This window comes from Nostoc sp. DedQUE08 (genome assembly GCF_034530895.1).
Lineage (GTDB): Bacteria > Cyanobacteriota > Cyanobacteriia > Cyanobacteriales > Nostocaceae > Nostoc.
The window spans coordinates 224,561-241,620 of the sequence record NZ_JAVRCD010000005.1 but is presented as its reverse complement, the minus strand read 5'-3'; the positions used below and the strand labels follow the sequence as shown (position 1 = coordinate 241,620).

Here is a 17,060-nt window from a genome sequence, read left to right as displayed (position 1 = left end):
GCGCGGGAGCGCAGCTACGCTGCGCCATTGCTTGTGACAGTTGCGTAAGTCCTATCCTATTTAAAAAGATACGCCCAAAGTATAATAATGAGCTTCTTTGAGCGATGGTGCGTAGGCGTAGCCCGCACTTCGACTGCGCTCAGTGACCATCGTAGACATCGCCTACTCAAACCACTGCACGAGATAATAACAATACCTCGTTTGATTGTTGGCGATCGCTAATGTCTTTTGATAACCTCTGCAAACTCCTGTCCGAAAAACATCCTGCTACCTTTGCCAGTTGGGTTTTGGGTACACCACAAACAAGCGTCACAGTTCTCAAAACCGAATTGAGTATCGAACCAATTCGCGCTGATTATGTCACTTTTTTGCAATTACAAGGACGCATTCTGCATCTGGAATTTCAAACCAAACTAGAATCTACGCCACCCCTACCCTTGCGGATGCTAGATTATTGGGTACGCTTGTATCGTTTGTATCGTCTACCGATAACGCAAGTTGTCGTATTATTGCTTCCCCCTGCACCAGGAACAGTAATTGAAACTGTCTTCTGTGTCGAAACTACCCGTCATGAATATCGCGTGATTCGCTTATGGGAAGAAAATCCCGAACCATTCCTCAACGATCCTGCTTTGTTACCGTTAGCACCACTGACAGCAACCACGCAACCCCAAACATTATTGCAACAAGTTGTGAGCAAAGTTAATCAACTTGAGCCAAGACAACGACCAGAAATTTCCGCTTATACCCAAATCTTAGCGGGGTTAAAATACAATCAAGACTTGATTCGACAATTATTTCGGGAGGGTATGATGCGCGAGTCAGTAATTTATCAAGAAATTCTTGCTGAAGGCGAACAACGCGGCGAACAACGCGGCGAACAACGAGGAGAACTAAGAGGACGAAAGGCAGAAGGGCAATTGCTCATTCTCCGTCAACTTACTCGACGGGTGGGAGAATTACCCCAAGAGGTGCTAGACCGGATTGAAACTCTCTCTTTAGAACAATTAGAAAATCTCGGTGAAGCATTATTGGATTTTCAGGCGATCGCAGATCTACAAGCCTGGTTTGATACATTAGAGTTCAATTAACTTGAAGCCCCAAGGTTTGAGAGCCGCTAAAGCTATTTCTTCACTTACACCTTCATAAGCTTCCCATTCCAATGGGTGTTCTTTGGGATGTCCGTCGCCGACATTACCTGCAACTTTAATTATTGGACAGTTGGCAATGCGATCGCGCTCTAGCCCTTTTGGAACTACTAATTGGATTTTGTGCCCGATAAACTTCGCTGTACTATCATTAGCTACAGATTCACGGATTAAACAAATATCACCAGCAGTCCCCCAAGTCGTTTGGTAGATGTGGAGGAATGATATATAAGTTGCAGGTTTGATCGCTCTTTTTATAACGTGCATTATCTGTAATCCTTACACTATGAGTCAAAAATCATAAATCCTATAAGTATTTTCTATCACGTTCGTAGGGAAGAATGTTCTTAACTCACATTTTCCACCTAGCCCAGGCGATTAAAAACCGCCTGGTGGAAGATGTAAAGCTCAAAAGACGATAATTGCCCACATACTAACTCCCAAAGCGATCGCTGCTAGGTGTTGCAGTATGAGCGATCGCACTGATTGCTTGGCAATTTTTTGTGTTAATACCATAGTCATTAACACGGAGAAAATTATTGTTGCACCTTGCAAAAAGGCAATCACAGCCGGGTGAGCAACCAATATTGGCAATTGTTCGCCACTCAAACCAAGTGTCGCAAAGGTTACGGGTAAAATCCGTCCGCCTTCGCTTAAGCCCAAACGCAGATAGTGAGCTAAGTTTCCCCCTAAAACTAATGGGAGATAGCTATATGCAAGCTCTACAAATTTTCGAGGCTTACGGTTAGCGTTGAACAGTTGGAACAAGCTATAAGCGCCAATGGTAAAAGCTGCTGGAATAATTAACACTAGCAGCGATAATCCCAAGTGCTGCCAAAAATCAGTTAAATCCAGTTGTAAGCCTAACCAAGATTGCAATTCTGGCAAGCGATGTAAATATATACCACCCAACAGCAATAACAATAATGCTACTTCATAAGTACGGGGTACATGAGTTGTCCACAATTCAATTCCAGGGGGACGCAAGTTGAACTCAACGGAGCGATGGGGACAAGCTTTCAGGCAAGTCATGCACAGTACGCAATCTCGGTTATCTTCTAATTGGGCTGGATGTGAGTATAAAGGACATCCATTCGTTTCCATACCTTCGCCCTTTTGCGGCCCGCCTTTATAACACTGATAAGTGGTGCAACTGGCAGAACATATCCCTTGCTGTGCCCGGAGTTCCGTCATTGAGAGTTTGGCAAATAAACCATTCATCCCGCCGATGGGACAGAGATAGCGACACCAAAACCGCCGCTCAAAAATAGCCGAGAAAATCATTGCCCCAGCAGTAATTAATAGCAGCAAACAAGCGCTGAGGTAAGCTGTATTTTCTAAATGCCAGAGTTCTTCCCATAAGAAAATTAGGGTAAATAAACCAAAGAGGAACCATCCGCCCCATTTTTCAGCTTGTTCTCTCGGCCAGCGCTTGAGTTTTCGAGGCCACAGCCATAAAGAGAGCTTTTGGGTGATTTCTCCATAAATCATGAAGGGACAAACAGAACACCAAATACGACCCAAAAAGGGAAAGAGAAACAAGAAGAAAGGCCACCACCAAGCCCAAAATAGATTTAAGACGAAATTGCGATCGCGGGTTTGCGGCCCAATAAATAATATTGCCACAATAATCGCAAAAGCCGTTGCAGTAAAACCATAATTAATGCGATCGGGCCACCAGTCACTACGTAAAAATCGCCGCAAATTAGGATAGGCATTTAACAAATTTACCCGAAATCGTTTTTTCTTAGTTTCGGCTTGCCAGAAAATTTCTTCTGTTAATTCATTTGCACCCTCAGCTTGGGCAATCGCTCTTTCTACCAGATTTTTCAATTCCCTGAGATTGCCAGGAAAATCATAAGACTGGAGGCGACGCAAAGCTTCTGGGGTAATGTGCGGTTTAGAAATCCCTCTAGAGCGTGTATAAAGACTGGTATAATATTCGACCTGTGTCTGAATATCAGCTTTCCGCACCCGTAGCGGTGGCACTTTAATAATGTGACCAACAAAACGTTCAACTGTCGGCTGAGTTTTTTCTGAAACAATCAGAATTCTGGCTTGACTGGGACGAGGTTCGGGTGTTGAATCTCCAGAACGACTGACGGGGGTATATTTACCAGTTTTGAGCAACTCCGTCACCGCAGGTAATAATTCTTCGGGCAATTCTTGGATATTGTTGAGAACTAGAGTCCCTTCTCCCAACCATTCCAACAGCCCTGGTTTGCCGCCAGCGCGACCAAATAAATCTGCACCGCTAGTTTGGAGAATACCACAATTTACTTTAATAATTGGTTCTCGCCGTTTGGGAGAACCAAAGTGGATGAGAGCTGCTATATTGTCTTTTTCTAACCCTGGTTCTCCGAAAATATCTACTGATTTGCGATCGCCAGCTGCTTCTCGAATTTGCTCCCGCAACCGCACAGCATAGCGACTTGTACCGACAATTCCGCGTTGTGCTTTGGTAACTAAATATGGACGCAAGGCAATAGAACGTTCTTGTTCATAGCCAAGTGCAGATGTTACCTGAGCTAATTCTTGAGCCAATTGACGCGAAAAAGCCTGAGTAATTTCGGGGTATTGAGTGACTAATTCCCGAAATTTAGCAGCAGGTACAACCCACAAGTGACATTCGGTTACTGTCGTAATTGTGAATGGAGTTGATTCATCCAACAGCAATTCTTTGAGTTCAATCACTGCACCGGGGAGAAATCCACAAGCTAAAGCTGGGTTGTTTTGATTGGTGGTATTGCTTTCGAGTTGACCTTCTACAAGAATATAAAGGGCTTCTGGAGAATTGCCTTCACTAACTAAGTCAGTTTCGGCGCTCACTACTTGTTCTTCAATTACTTGAGCGATCGCATTTAATACTTCAGGCGAGAGAATTCCTAAAGACGTGCGTTTTTGTAGCCATGTAACCGTTTCTGGAGATGTCATATTTAGTTCTCCCTGTAGGCTGCTGTATAACAAGAATTATCCCTGAAAGGGTATGTCAAAATATCTATATTCAGTGGTTGTGCATTAATACACAATGTGCAATAGACTTATTGTCTAATATTATGTCCGGGTAATTAGTTATGATTTCCATAATCACAGCACCCCACCCCCAGCCCCTCTTTGCAGGCGGGGCTACGAACTGACTTTAACTCGTCCCAATTTCGGGTCATTTACTTCCAAGACAGATGCTGCTTCGCCCCATGTAGAGGCTTCATTTAGTTTAAATTTTGCACCATGTTTTCGAGGACGACCCGAACCTTTATAAGCTGGTGGTGCATCCCATAAACACAGATTTGAACGCAACCGTACTCTTATTATCTGTGGCAATCTCAGATGTTTTCAGGATAAACGGGGCACAACCATATTCACTGTCCCAAACAGAAATCGGTCTAGAAGGCATTAGCTCGCATACTTTTTTCAGTTGTCCAACTGCTTTCTCAATCGGACTGTCCCAACTGGTGATTCGCTCATGCCTCAAAGGTAGTGCCCAACTTCCAGAATCTTCTGGAATCCAAGCTATCGTACTGTATCCCTGTCCAATCGTAATTGGTTTATTTCCTGCGATCGCATCCAACCACCAAAAAAAAACCCGTGCTACGCGGGGGTGCTACGGGGTCAAATTGCTGAAAGTATTGATAGAGGCTGCTTTTAGCTTACTTTTAGCTTACAACTATTGGCGGTGACACCCGGTGGTCGCCCGTTGTCTCTTTGTCCACTTTTTTACAAAATCCCACTACTACCCCCTACATTTGTTATATTTGGGACAGCATTTTAAATTAAACCTTCCTGTAGTACTGACTACTCTTCTTCCTCCGTTGCTAGGAACATTTACCCGTTGATCGCTACCGTTAGCTATATCAACTTTTATAGTAACTGTATAAGGACAGCGATTAGTTAGAACAGCTCCATTATCAACATAATCTGCTTGAACACATGGTGGCAATGGGACTCGATCGGCTACTGAACAATTATCAGCTAAAGCAGGTAATGCGCTAAATGTCAAAAAGAAAAATACTAAAGGTGTTGAGAAACGTTTTGAAAAATTCATAACATCTTTCTCTATTCTAGAACTTACGCGTTGACAAATTTTTGATTGTGTGGCAGTTATCACAGCAGACATAAATCACCTTAATAAAGTCGGGGTTTTGTATTAGCGAGGACATAAGCCTTGCTTCTACTTCTTATATCGGGGTAATGAAATCAATTTATGCACACTGCGGAAAATGAACGTGGATTGTAGATAGAGTCAAGCATTTTGCCGTCGCAGTACAATTGATCCGCAAATACAGACAATGTTTCCACGCGATCAAGTGTCAAATCGTTGTAGGCTGTGGATCGCAGGGTCTACAGTCTAGCGATGAAAATAAATCGGCACGGACGCGCCAAAGTTCTAACGCAGTCAGAGATACAGCTAATCTTCAGTCATGGCTTTGACATGATATAACGCCTTCTCGATTGCGTTTCTCAGCTATTTGTCTTTTTAGTAAACGATATATCCCTTGTCCAAGTAGACTCTACTTCAGTCCACTAAACAACGAATGGGCAAACAAAGCGGCTTGAGTGCGATCACGTAAACTCAAGCGACTGAGAATATTAGTAACATAATTTTTAACAGTGTTTTCTGAAAGAAACAGCGATTCGGCAATTTCTCGGTTATTGGCTCCACAAGCAATTAACCGCAATACATCTAATTCTCTGGCTGTAAGTTGCGCTAATTCTGGAGGAGTTTGCACAGACTGGACAGGTGCGGTAATCGGCGTGAGTGCTTTTTCAAACAATCCCGGGCCGAGTAGGGTTTGTCCCTTGTAGACGGATCGAATTGCCAACATTAATTCATCTGGTTCGGTGTCTTTGAGCAAATAGCCCTTTGCACCCAGCCGCATCGCCTGGAAAACATACTCATCATCATCGAAGGTGGTGAGGACGAGAACTTTAGTGTCAGGATATTGTTGAGCGATCGCTTTTGTGGTGGCAACTCCATCCATTACAGGCATTCGGATATCCATTAGTACAATATCGGGTTTCAATGCGGCAATCTGTTCGAGTGCCCGTTGTCCATTCTCCGCCTCACCAATTACCTGCATCTCTGCATTCGACTCAAGCATACTCTTAAGTCCCTGGCGAATAAGATGCTGATCGTCAACTAATAAAATCCGAATCATAAGCTAAAACACCAACAGCTTTGAGAGTGGTAAAGAAACAGAAATACAGCAACCTGTTCCTAGTTGACTGTGGAGATTTAACTGACCGCCCAGTGCAATCGACCGTTCTCGCATCCCTTGTAATCCAAACCCGGTTGTATTTTGAGTGGGGTTAAAACCTTTTCCATTGTCTTCGATTGACAGATGAATCATCCCAGCGTGAGCCAGAAGTTTAACGGTGACACTTGTTGCCTCAGCGTGTTTGCAAATATTTGTCAGCGATTCTTGCACAATGCGGAATAAAGCCGTGTTTACTTCTGTTGGTAGGGTGTGCGGGAGATCGATTTTACAGGATGGTTCAATACTTGTGGTTTGCTGAAAATCTATCAGCAGTTTTTCAATCGCTGATTTGAGAGATTGCCCTTGCAAAGGATTTGAACGCAAAACCGAAAGCGATCGCCGAATTTCTAACAGCGCTTCAGCCCCCAGTTCTTTCGCCTGTTTGAGAAATGTTAATGCTTTGTCATTATTTGATTGCCAAAACAACAGAGTGTTATTAATCTGAATGGTTTGGGCGGCGAGAGTGTGTCCTAAGCCATCATGAATTTCGCGGGCAATTCGGTTGCGTTCTTGCAAGGTTGCCTGATCTTCAATCCGCAGGGCATACTGGCACAGTTGTTGATTGATGATTTCTAATTGCTGATGGGCAATTTCTAACTGCTCTCGACTTTGGCGCTCTGCAAGCAGGGCGTTAATTAACAATAAAGCGAATACTAACGTTAAGCTAAACAATAATATATTACTTAATCGCCAATCCCAGGACATGAGGATCAGCTTATCTGGCAGAAAATTCTCAGGTACAATCGGTTTTGATAAAAGTAGTGTTCCATAAGTAAGCAGAGATAAAATTAAGACGACCAACTGTCCCGATCGCTTAAATATGAGACAACTCCGCATCACCAATACCAGACACAGCAGGAAAACGGAGCGAGTCGATAAAGTATGTTGAGTGGCTGGTAGCAAAATTAAACCGAATTCCAGAACTGTATAAATTAATTTGCTTTCCAGCTTCACCATTGGTAGTCTCAAACCCATCAAGCTGAAAGTTGCGATCGCCATAACTCCTAGCGGCAAAGACCAGGACAACTGAAACGGCAGCAGCACTTCCATGAACACTGCCGTGGCTAATAACAGCCACTCTAGGTAAAGCAACAGACGAAAAGATGGGTAGGTCAAGCTAACCATAGAATTCCAACTCAATGGTCTTTGTAACAAAACCATAGGTATTTTCACTATTTTAGAAGGAAATATTGAACTGGGGACTGGGGATTAGGGACTAGGGACTGGGGATTGGGAAGATTTGAATCGGAATTCAGACTCCAACCAAATCTTACTCATAATTTCTTCCCCAGTACCCAGTACCCAGTCCCTAGCACCTAGTACCCATTCTTCTATATAACGAATCTGTCTCTACTATCGATAGAGCCGTTCCGACTAATTAATTATTTCTAAATTAGGAAAAAAGTCACAATAATTTGAGTACTTTTTTACTGGTCAAGTTAGGAATTCTAGCTCATGTGCAAACTCGTGCCAACTTTTAAGATTAGCTGGTGTAAGTAAATCAGCAACTTTTCAAACATCTTCTAAACAGTCATAAACGGAAATTGAGTCAGAACAGTTCTATTACACACAACAAAAATCAGAGAAATAAATGATTAAAAAACAGATAATTTTACCAACCCTGCTACTTGCAACTATCCTCATTGGAGGAATGACAGGTTGCACCAGTTCTAAATCTCCAGATGTGTCTCAAGGGAATGATTCTGGCACAAAGGTATCTGATACTTCTACGACAAACTCTCCGGCAGCGAATACGCCAGAACGCGCTCACAAACGCGAAGAAATTCGCAAGCAAGTTGAGGCCGTTCTGACCCCAGATCAGGTAAAGGAATTGTCAACGAAATTACAAAAAGGTGAAAAAATGCGTAAAGCAGTGTTCAGCCTAAATCTTACTGCTGAACAAAAGACTAAAATTCAGGATATTTTTAAGACTGCCTATCCCCACCGTAAAGGAAAATCTCAAGATAATTCGTAATTTGTCATTGGTCATTGGTCACTTGTACTGAGCGTAGTCGAAGTATTTGTCATTTGTCACTCGTAATTATGATTGCATAATGGTTCTATACTTTCCAAATCAATCGTTATTCTCTACCGTTTTGTACAGTTTTATCAAAACAGAATTCAGGAGTAATCTGTGAGAATTTAGAAGAAATTATCTGCGACTATAAGACTCATATTTGATTTTTGAAAAAAACTTAGTACACCTTTATTCCTTCTTCCCAGTCCCTAGTCCCTACGATTAATTCAGAAATCAAATCGAATTGCTATATGAGTTTCAGTCCTTTATGGATTACATTCTGAATTCTGTATTATTCTTCAAAAAATAAAGTATGTTTAAACAAAAATTGCTCGTCAAGATAGAACTGGCTGTTATAGCCACAATCTTTGTAGGAACTAGTCTCTACACTTCCAAAGCTCTAGGTAAACCACAACCTAGCTCTCAAAAACTGGTGGATGAGGTGTGGCAAATCTTAGATAAAAACTATGTTGATGTCAGCTTTAATCATCAAGATTGGCAAGCAATTCGTCAGCAGTATATTAGCCGTTCCTATAGTTCTAAGAAAGAGGCTTATGGAGCAATTGAAGAAATGGTGGCGAAATTAGGCGATCGCTACACCGAATTTTTCGACCCACAAGAATTTAAAGCCCTAAATAACGATATTTCTGGCAACCTCAGTGGCGTAGGGCTGGAACTGGCACAAAATGAAAAAACTAAAGCTTTAACCGTTGTCGCCCCAATTCAAGGAACCCCTGCATTTAAAGCGGGTATTTTGCCGGACGATGTAATTGTCCAAATTAACGGTCAAAAAACTCAGGGGATGAAAATTGACGATGCCGTGAAGCGGATTCTCGGCCCAGTGGGAACCAAGGTAGTACTCATGATTCAACGGGGCAATCAATCGCAAACTTTCAAACTTACCCGCGCCAATATTGCTATCCATCCTGTAACTTATAACACGCAAACAACAGCAGCAGGTAAGATTGGTTACATCCGTTTGCCAGAGTTTACGCAAACTGCTCCCGTAGAGATGCATCGGGCAATTCAAGCATTAGAAAAACAACAGGTACAAGGCTACGTTTTAGATTTGCGTTCCGATCCAGGTGGACTGCTGGATGCGAGTTTGCAAATTGCTAGTATGTGGTTGAAGCAAGGAGCGATCGTGTCTTTGGTAAATCGAGACCAAGTGAAAGAAAGCTACGATGCATCGGGACATCCTCTCACCGACAAACCCTTAGTGATACTGGTTGATAAGGGATCTGCTAGCGCCAGCGAAATTCTATCGGGAGCGCTACAAGACGACAATCGCGCCACCTTAGTAGGAACTCGCACCTTCGGTAAAGGTTTAGTTCAAGCCGTAGAGCCACTAGAAGATGGTTCGGGGCTGAAATTAACGATCGCTAAATACTACACACCGAAAGGTCGAGATATCAATCATGTCGGCATTGCCCCAGATATTAACGTGGCATTAACCGAGGCACAACAGAAAGCCTTAGTGCAAAACCGAACCTTGGGGACATTAGCCGATCCTCAGTATGCTAGCGCTGTTGCTGACCTGAGCAAATTGATTCAGTCTGGGGCTAATCATGTGAGTTTGCAGCGTGGGAAATGAAGCCGACATGGTAAGTGGTCACTGAGCGTAGTCGAAGTGACCACCTACCTACTTGCAGACTCGCTAACGCTGCGCTATCTGCCTCCTGCCTTCCTTAACAAGCTAGGAACTGTATCTTTTTATCATGTCAACTCGCAAAGCCCAACGACTTCAAATTTGCGAACCAGTCCCAGGTTTGCAAATCCTGGTTAAACTCAGCAACACTCCTTTAGTGCGGACAATCATAGCTATTGTTACCCACCATCAGCTAGCGATCGTTGGGTTTGTATTTGTTGCCACCTTGGTTTTTGCTATGCGGGAAAACGCCCCTTGGCTGACAGTACCTAAACAGGTAGCAATTGAATTCTTTTCTGCTGTTTCCCAGTCTCTAGCTGCTTTATTGGGAGTGTTAATTGTTTTTCTCACCTTTACTAGTCAGTTGATCGCTCAAAGAAGATATGAGGATTACTATACACTTCAGATTCAGATTGACCAACTGATTCGTCTAACTCAGTCTCTTCCCCCCGAACTCAGTAATTTCGATCAAACTCTGATCGCTCTGATTAACTATTTAGTTCCCTTACATTTAAAGGATTTCCCAATTTGGTCAACTAGCTCTCAGGTCTTACCTTGGGACAAGCTTTTAGATGATTTCAAGAATGAACATGAATTGACGCAAGTGCAGCAACAATGCTCCTTAGCTACCCATCTGCACCAACAACAAATTTTACTTGTCATCAATAACATGGAAGAAATCCTAGAGAGATTTTCCCGGCTTTACAATCGCATCCTAGAAATGAGTCGGTTCATTCTCGCAATTGTCAAGCTGTCATTTCTTCTAGGAGTTTCGCTGGTATTTTTACTGCTATTTGGCATTATCGATTTGCAAAGGAAATTTCCCGATCTCAGCCTACCTGTAATTGTTTCATTAGCAATTTGGGTATTGATTGCTCTTTTGGAACTAGTACTTGATACCTGGTTCTTTTATAAAAACCTCTATGGTTCATCAAGTCATTATTTACACTTTTTCCCCAATAAAAAATACCCCAATTAATCGGCAGAGGCTAACTTAAAATGAGTAACTTAACATCATTCCCAGATACTAAAGCTACTAACACAAGCAAAGCATCTCAATTTACAACTGATACGGTACGTGTTTATCTTCAAGAAATTGGACGGATACCTCTGTTAACCCAAGAGCAAGAAGTTTTTTTTGCCCAACAAGTTCAGCAAATGATAAAAATACTTGCTGAATCCGAAAAACTGACTGTTGAATTAAATCGTACCCCCACACTGTCAGAATGGGCTGCTCGGATGCAGTTAAGCGAACAGGAACTACTTCAAAAGCTAAATCAAGGGAAAAAAGCCAAGCAGAAAATGATGGCGTCTAATCTCCGGCTCGTGGTGTCAATTGCCAAGCAATATCAGAGACGGAACTTAGAACTGATGGACTTAATTCAAGAAGGTACTTTGGGTTTGGAAAGAGGGATTGAAAAATTCAATCCGGCTTTAGGATACAGATTTTCAACCTACGTTTACTGGTGGATTCGTCAAGGAATTACCAGAGCGATCGCTCAACAAGGACGCGCAATTAGATTACCGATTCACATTAATGATAAGTTAAACAAAATTAAGCGCGTTCAGCGAGAGTTATCTCAAAAACTTGGTCGCGTTCCTACCACTACGGAAATTGCTCATGCACTTGCTTTGGAGCCTAATCAGATTCGACAATATCTAACTTTGGCTCGTCAAACTATCTCTCTCGATCTTCAAGTTGGTTCAGAAAAAGATGTTAAGTTAGAAGATTTAATCGAAGATTATAGATATTCTCAAAATGGTTATACTACTGAGCAATCTCTCAATCAGGAACTTGAAGACTTATTGTCAAGTTTATCTAGACAACAACAAGAAATATTAAACTTACACTTTGGTTTAATAGATGGAAATGAACTTTCTCTAGAACAGATTGGTCAGCGCATGGGTATTAGTCGGGAACGAGTCAGACAAATAGAAAAACAAGCTCTCCACCTTCTATATCGGCAGCTAAGAAATAATAAGTAAACGCAAGTGAAAAATTATCCCTTAAAATAATGAAATATTTTAAATATGATTACTTAAGACGTATTTAAAAATAGATTTGTTTGATTTATAATAAACAAAATCATCATGATTTGACAAGGCACATCGAGCAAACCGGAAAAAACGAATTATTTAGATGTGCCGCCTCAAATGAAATTGGGATCGGCGGCAGTTGAGGTAGTAAAGGATTTCACGGTTTTTAATATTAATTAAAATGCATTGGAGGTTCTGATGAACCATGAAATTTCTAACGATTTGACTGAAAACAGTATACAACCAGAGCTACCGCGATCGCCAAAAAAGAAAAAGATTACTTTGATAATTTTGGGCGTACTATTACTGGCTGGACTAGGTTTTTTTAGCATCTATGCAGATGCAGCCAAGTCAGACAAAAGTGAAAAATCTGGGCGTAATAAGCAACAAGTTACACCTGTAACTGTGGCAATGGTGACACAAAAAACGGTTCCGATACAATTGCAGGCGATCGGTAATGTGCAAGCGGGGTCTACAGTATCGATTACGCCCCAAGCCGGCGGACGGATTATTGGAGTTTATTTCAAGAAAGGTCAAGATGTAAAAAAGGGACAACTTTTGTTTACCCTAGATGACCGATCGCAAGCTGCTGCAATTCAGCAAGCTCAAGGTGTTGTAGCAAAAGACCAAGCCTCGGTACAACAAGCCAGAGATGCGTTAACTAGAGATTTGGGTCAGATAGACCAAGCCAGAGCCACTTTAGTCAAAGACCAAGCCTTAGTGCGACAAGCCCAGGCGAATTTAGCCAAGGATCGAGCGCAAGCAGAATTTGCTCAGGGACAGAGCGATCGCTATAGTGCATTGTATAAAAAGGGCGCGATTAGTTTAGATCAAGCACAGCAATACGTTTCCAATAGCAAATCGGCTACAGCAACCCTACAAGCAGATCGAGAAGCGATCGCTAATGCTGAGGCAGTTTTGAAAAGCGATCGCGTGGCGCTGACTAATGCTGGTGCAGTTGTCCAAGGCGATCGAGCTGCGATCGCTAATGCTCAAGCTGTTGTCACTTCCGACCAAGGAGCATTAGAAAATACCAAAGTGCAATTATCTTACGCCAAAATTTATGCGCCGATTGATGGTCGCGCTGGCAATATTCTCCTGACTCAGGGGAATGTGGTACAAGCCAACAGCACCACTCCACTTGTTACCATCACCCAAATTCGCCCGATTCAAGTTGCTTTTTCCATTCCTGAAACAAATCTGCCCCAGGTACAAAAGTATATGCAGAATGGCAAGCTGAAGGTAGATGTAACGTTCCCCGATAATCCATCTCATTCAATACCAGGTACTTTGACGTTTGTCAATAACACAGTTGATAATACCACGGGGACAATTCAACTAATTGGCGACTTTGATAACACTCAGGGACACTTATTTCCCGGTCAATTTGTCAACGCAACCCTAACGCTAACTGAACAACCAAATGCAACGGTTGTTCCTTCCCAAGCCGTGCAGAATGGGCCCGATGGACAGTTTGTCTTTATAGTTAAGCCAGACATGACGGTAGAAAATGTTCCAGTTACAGTTAGCAGCAGCATTCAGGGGCTAGATGTGATTCAGAAAGGGCCGCAACCAGGCGATAAAATTGTCACCGATGGTCAAGCGAATCTCGTTTCCGGGAGCAAAGTTCGCGTTAAAACAGCCGGCAATTCCCAAGGCGGTGATGACTCAAATCAGCCAAGAAGACATCATTCCCGTAGCTCAGGCGGAGGTGAATCATGAACCTCTCAGAACCATTTATCCGCCGCCCGATCATGACAACTCTGGTGATGGCGGCGATTTTGATTTTCGGTTTCATGAGTTATCGCCTGCTGCCCATCAGCGATTTACCAAGTGTGGATTATCCCACAATTCAGGTAAGTGCTTCCCGACCGGGAGCCAGCCCGGAAACGATGGCAGCATCGGTTGCCCGTCCTTTAGAGAAGCAATTTTCCAGTATTGCTGGACTCGATTCGCTCAACTCAACTAGCACTCTGGGACAGACTCAAATTACCCTGCAATTTAACCTGAGTCGGAATATTGATGATGCGGCGCAGGATGTGCAAGCGGCGATATCGGGAGCATCGGGGCAAATTGCTGACGATTTACCCAATCCTCCTACCTATAGCAAAGTTAACCCCGCAGACCAACCGATTCTCTACCTTTACTTAGACTCTCCTACTCTGCCACTTTCCCAGGTAGATAATTATGCCGAGACTTATCTGGCGCAAAAGCTATCTACAATCAATGGGGTAGCACAGGTAGCCGTCTATGGTTCCCAAAAGTATGCAGCTCGAATTCAACTCGATCCGCAACAATTGGCAGCGCGGCAAATTGGGCTAGATCAGGTGGCGACGGCGATTCAACAAGGTAACGTCAATTTGCCTACCGGCAGTCTTTCGGGAAATCACAAGAATTTTACAGTCCAAACTAACGGTCAACTTGAGGATGCGGCTGCTTATCGCCAACTGATTGTCTCTTATAAAGATGGAATGCCCATCTATCTCAATCAACTGGGTCGGATTGTTGACAGTGTAGAAAATGACAAGGTAGCAAGCTGGTACAATAATACTCGTGCCATTATTCTCACCATTCAAAGACAGCCCGGAACCAATACGGTGCAGGTCGTAGACACGATTAAGAAATTGCTCCCGGATTTGCGAGCGCAGATTCCGGCATCAGTAGAAATTGGTATTCTCTATGATGCATCTCAATCAATTCGAGATTCAGTAGATGATGTCAGATTTACTTTGATTTTGACGATCGCTCTAGTTATCTTAGTAATTTTCATCTTTTTACGGAACCTCTCGGCGACGGTGATTCCCAGTTTGGCATTACCCGTTTCGCTGATTGGAACCTTTGCGGTGATGTATTTGCTGCACTACTCACTAGATAACCTATCGCTGATGGCGTTAACCCTTTCAGTGGGTTTCGTAGTGGATGATGCGATCGTTATGCTAGAAAATATCGTCCGTCACATGGAAATGGGGGAACGTCCTTTAGAAGCAGCGTTGAATGGGTCGAGAGAAATTGGTTTTACCATCCTATCGATGACCCTTTCCTTAGTTGCAGTCTTCATCCCCATGTTGTTCATGAGTGAAGTACTGGGGCGATTATTTCATGAATTTGCTGTGACGATCGCAGTGGCAATTCTTGTATCTGGTTTTGTGTCTTTGACTTTGACTCCGATGTTGTGCAGCCGTTTTCTGCGTCCTGTAGATCATGCTAATCAAAGTCGGTTATACCAAGCTTCCGAATATGTCTTCGATCGCTTCCTCGGTTTGTACGATTGGAGTCTGAAAAAAGTTTTAAAATATCACCGCACCACGATGATTTTATCTGTCGTTCTCTTGGCGGTGACAGTTGGGTTGTTGCTGGTAGTTCCCAAGGGCTTTATTCCTAGTGAAGATACCGGACAAATTACAGGCATTACCCAAGCAGCCGAGGACGCATCCTTTGATAATCTTGTCCAGCATCAACAGACAGTTGCTAACCTGATTCGCCAAGATCCAAATGTAGATGCAGTCAACTCCAATATTGGGGCGGGAGCCAGTGCTAATGGCAGTGGAGCAGCAGTTGCAGCCAATTCTGGTAGTTTGTTTATTCGGTTAAAACCGCGATCGCAGCGCCAACTAGGGGCCGACGAAATCGTGCAAAATTTACGAACCAAACTCGCCACTGTTCCAGGCATCCAAGTATTCTTGCAAAATCCGCCAGCGATACCTATTGGCGCTCAACAAAGCACAGGACTTTATCAGGTTGCACTTCAGAGTTCTGATGTCAAACCCTTACAGGAATATGTTCCCCAACTTGTTCTGAAGATGAAGAACTTGCCAGAACTCCAGGATGTCAACAGCGATTTACAGTTTGCTTCCCAGATTCAAATTGACATTGACCGCGATAAAGCTTCAACTTATGGGATCACCGCCGAGCAAATCGAAAATACCCTCAGAAGTGCTTACGGTTCCTACCAAGTGTCAACCATCTATGCAGCAACCAATGAGTATCAGGTGATTTTGGAATTAGCACCCCAATATCAGCAAGATATCAATGCTCTGTTGACCTTATACATTAACTCCAGCACAGGAGTAGCAGTTCCTCTGAAAACATTCGCCAAACTATCTCAGGGAGTCAGCCCGTTAATGGTCAATCATAACGGTCGGATGAACGCCGCCACCATTTCCTTTAACCTCGCTCCCGGTGCGTCCTTGGGAAATGCCAACCAAAAAATTGCAGAACTGATCGATCGAGTGATTCCTAAGAGCATTAGTACCAGCTTTCAGGGCGCAAGCCAGGTGTTTCAAAGTTCACTGCCGAGTTTGGGTTTACTGTTAGCGATCGCTATCTTAGTAATTTATCTGATTTTGGGTATTCTCTATGAAGATTTCATTCACCCAATTACAATTCTTTCCGGTTTGCCATCAGCCGGTTTTGGGGCATTGTTAACGCTGATATTATTCCATGTTGAACTCAATGTTTACTCCTTCATTGGCATAATTCTCTTAGTGGGCATCGTCAAGAAAAACGGCATCATGATGGTGGACTTTGCTATTGTTGCCCAGCGAGAAGAATTGAAAAAACCGTCTGAGGCAATTTATCAAGCCTGTTTAGTGCGCTTCCGTCCAATTATGATGACGACGATGGCAGCATTAATGGGAACCTTACCCATAGCGATCGGATTTGGGGCTGGTTCAGAATCCCGCCGTCCTTTAGGGATTGCAGTTGTGGGTGGACTGGTGTTTTCTCAGATATTGACTTTGTATTTAACGCCCGTGTTCTATATATATATGGAATCGTGGCGGAAGAAACTCAATCAAGTTAAGTTTCGGCGGGTGTTCTCATTTACAGGGGAGCGATCGTGATATTTAACAATTCAAAATTCAAAACTCAAAATTAAAGACAACACAGACTAAGTACAACATCTCATTAATTCATAGCGAAATCTCTGCGTGCCTCTGCGCTTACCTCTGCGCCCC

The 17,060-nt window shown here is 43.1% G+C and carries 14 protein-coding genes; 8 read left to right on the top strand and 6 right to left on the bottom strand.

Features of this window, described 5'->3' with window-relative positions; translation table 11 throughout:
• Positions 1 to 221: 221 nt before the first annotated feature.
• Complete coding sequence (locus RMY64_RS05635) at positions 222 to 1,091, top strand: Rpn family recombination-promoting nuclease/putative transposase (protein ID WP_322699530.1); 870 nt, start codon at positions 222 to 224, stop codon at positions 1,089 to 1,091.
• Here the strand turns inward: RMY64_RS05635 and RMY64_RS05630 are convergent.
• The 3 genes from RMY64_RS05630 to RMY64_RS05620 form a co-directional block, all read right to left on the bottom strand.
• A complete protein-coding gene (locus RMY64_RS05630; protein WP_322675499.1) occupies positions 1,077 to 1,415 on the bottom strand; it encodes a hypothetical protein in 339 nt (112 codons plus the stop codon). The genes RMY64_RS05635 and RMY64_RS05630 overlap by 15 nt on opposite strands.
• 141 nt (positions 1,416 to 1,556) lie before the next feature.
• Positions 1,557 to 4,082, bottom strand: coding sequence for a cyclic nucleotide-binding domain-containing protein (locus tag RMY64_RS05625; protein ID WP_322699529.1), 2,526 nt, complete (start codon positions 4,080 to 4,082; stop codon positions 1,557 to 1,559).
• Between the two features lie 192 nt (positions 4,083 to 4,274).
• A complete protein-coding gene (locus tag RMY64_RS05620) occupies positions 4,275 to 4,445 on the bottom strand; it encodes a hypothetical protein (RefSeq protein WP_322699528.1) in 171 nt (56 codons plus the stop codon).
• Here RMY64_RS05620 and RMY64_RS05615 point away from each other — a divergent pair.
• Positions 4,436 to 4,825 (top strand): hypothetical protein, encoded by a 390-nt coding sequence (locus RMY64_RS05615; RefSeq protein ID WP_322682194.1) that lies wholly within the window; start codon positions 4,436 to 4,438, stop codon positions 4,823 to 4,825. The two genes, RMY64_RS05620 and RMY64_RS05615, sit on opposite strands and share 10 nt — an antisense overlap.
• A 53-nt stretch (positions 4,826 to 4,878) precedes the next feature.
• Here the strand turns inward: RMY64_RS05615 and RMY64_RS05610 are convergent, their stop codons facing one another.
• The 3 genes from RMY64_RS05610 to RMY64_RS05600 all read right to left on the bottom strand — a co-directional run bounded on the left by RMY64_RS05610 (position 4,879) and on the right by RMY64_RS05600 (position 7,528).
• Positions 4,879 to 5,190, bottom strand: coding sequence for a hypothetical protein (locus RMY64_RS05610; protein ID WP_322699527.1), 312 nt, complete (start codon positions 5,188 to 5,190; stop codon positions 4,879 to 4,881).
• A gap of 466 nt (positions 5,191 to 5,656) precedes the next feature.
• On the bottom strand, positions 5,657 to 6,304 hold the full coding sequence (locus RMY64_RS05605; RefSeq protein ID WP_322699526.1) for a response regulator transcription factor: 648 nt from the start codon (positions 6,302 to 6,304) through the stop codon (positions 5,657 to 5,659).
• A gap of 3 nt (positions 6,305 to 6,307) precedes the next feature.
• The gene (locus tag RMY64_RS05600) at positions 6,308 to 7,528 is read right to left on the bottom strand and encodes a sensor histidine kinase (protein WP_322675495.1); all 1,221 of its coding nucleotides are present in this window, start codon (positions 7,526 to 7,528) and stop codon (positions 6,308 to 6,310) included.
• Between the two features lie 466 nt (positions 7,529 to 7,994).
• On the opposite strand from RMY64_RS05600, the gene RMY64_RS05595 reads away from it, so the two are divergent.
• The 6 genes from RMY64_RS05595 (at position 7,995) to RMY64_RS05570 (ending at position 16,946) form a co-directional block, all read left to right on the top strand.
• On the top strand, positions 7,995 to 8,378 hold the full coding sequence (locus tag RMY64_RS05595; RefSeq protein ID WP_322699525.1) for a hypothetical protein: 384 nt from the start codon (positions 7,995 to 7,997) through the stop codon (positions 8,376 to 8,378).
• A 355-nt stretch (positions 8,379 to 8,733) separates the two neighbouring features.
• Complete coding sequence (locus RMY64_RS05590) at positions 8,734 to 10,014, top strand: S41 family peptidase (RefSeq protein ID WP_322675493.1); 1,281 nt, start codon at positions 8,734 to 8,736, stop codon at positions 10,012 to 10,014.
• A gap of 124 nt (positions 10,015 to 10,138) precedes the next feature.
• On the top strand, positions 10,139 to 11,047 hold the full coding sequence (locus RMY64_RS05585; RefSeq protein ID WP_322699524.1) for a hypothetical protein: 909 nt from the start codon (positions 10,139 to 10,141) through the stop codon (positions 11,045 to 11,047).
• 20 nt (positions 11,048 to 11,067) lie between these two features.
• Positions 11,068 to 12,054 (top strand): RNA polymerase sigma factor, RpoD/SigA family, encoded by a 987-nt coding sequence (locus tag RMY64_RS05580; protein ID WP_322699523.1) that lies wholly within the window; start codon positions 11,068 to 11,070, stop codon positions 12,052 to 12,054.
• A 249-nt stretch (positions 12,055 to 12,303) separates the two neighbouring features.
• Entirely contained in the window at positions 12,304 to 13,827 is a 1,524-nt protein-coding gene (locus RMY64_RS05575; protein ID WP_322699522.1) for an efflux RND transporter periplasmic adaptor subunit, read from the top strand.
• Positions 13,824 to 16,946, top strand: coding sequence for an efflux RND transporter permease subunit (locus tag RMY64_RS05570; protein ID WP_322699521.1), 3,123 nt, complete (start codon positions 13,824 to 13,826; stop codon positions 16,944 to 16,946). Before RMY64_RS05575 ends, RMY64_RS05570 begins: the two co-directional genes overlap by 4 nt.
• Positions 16,947 to 17,060: the final 114 nt, after the last annotated feature.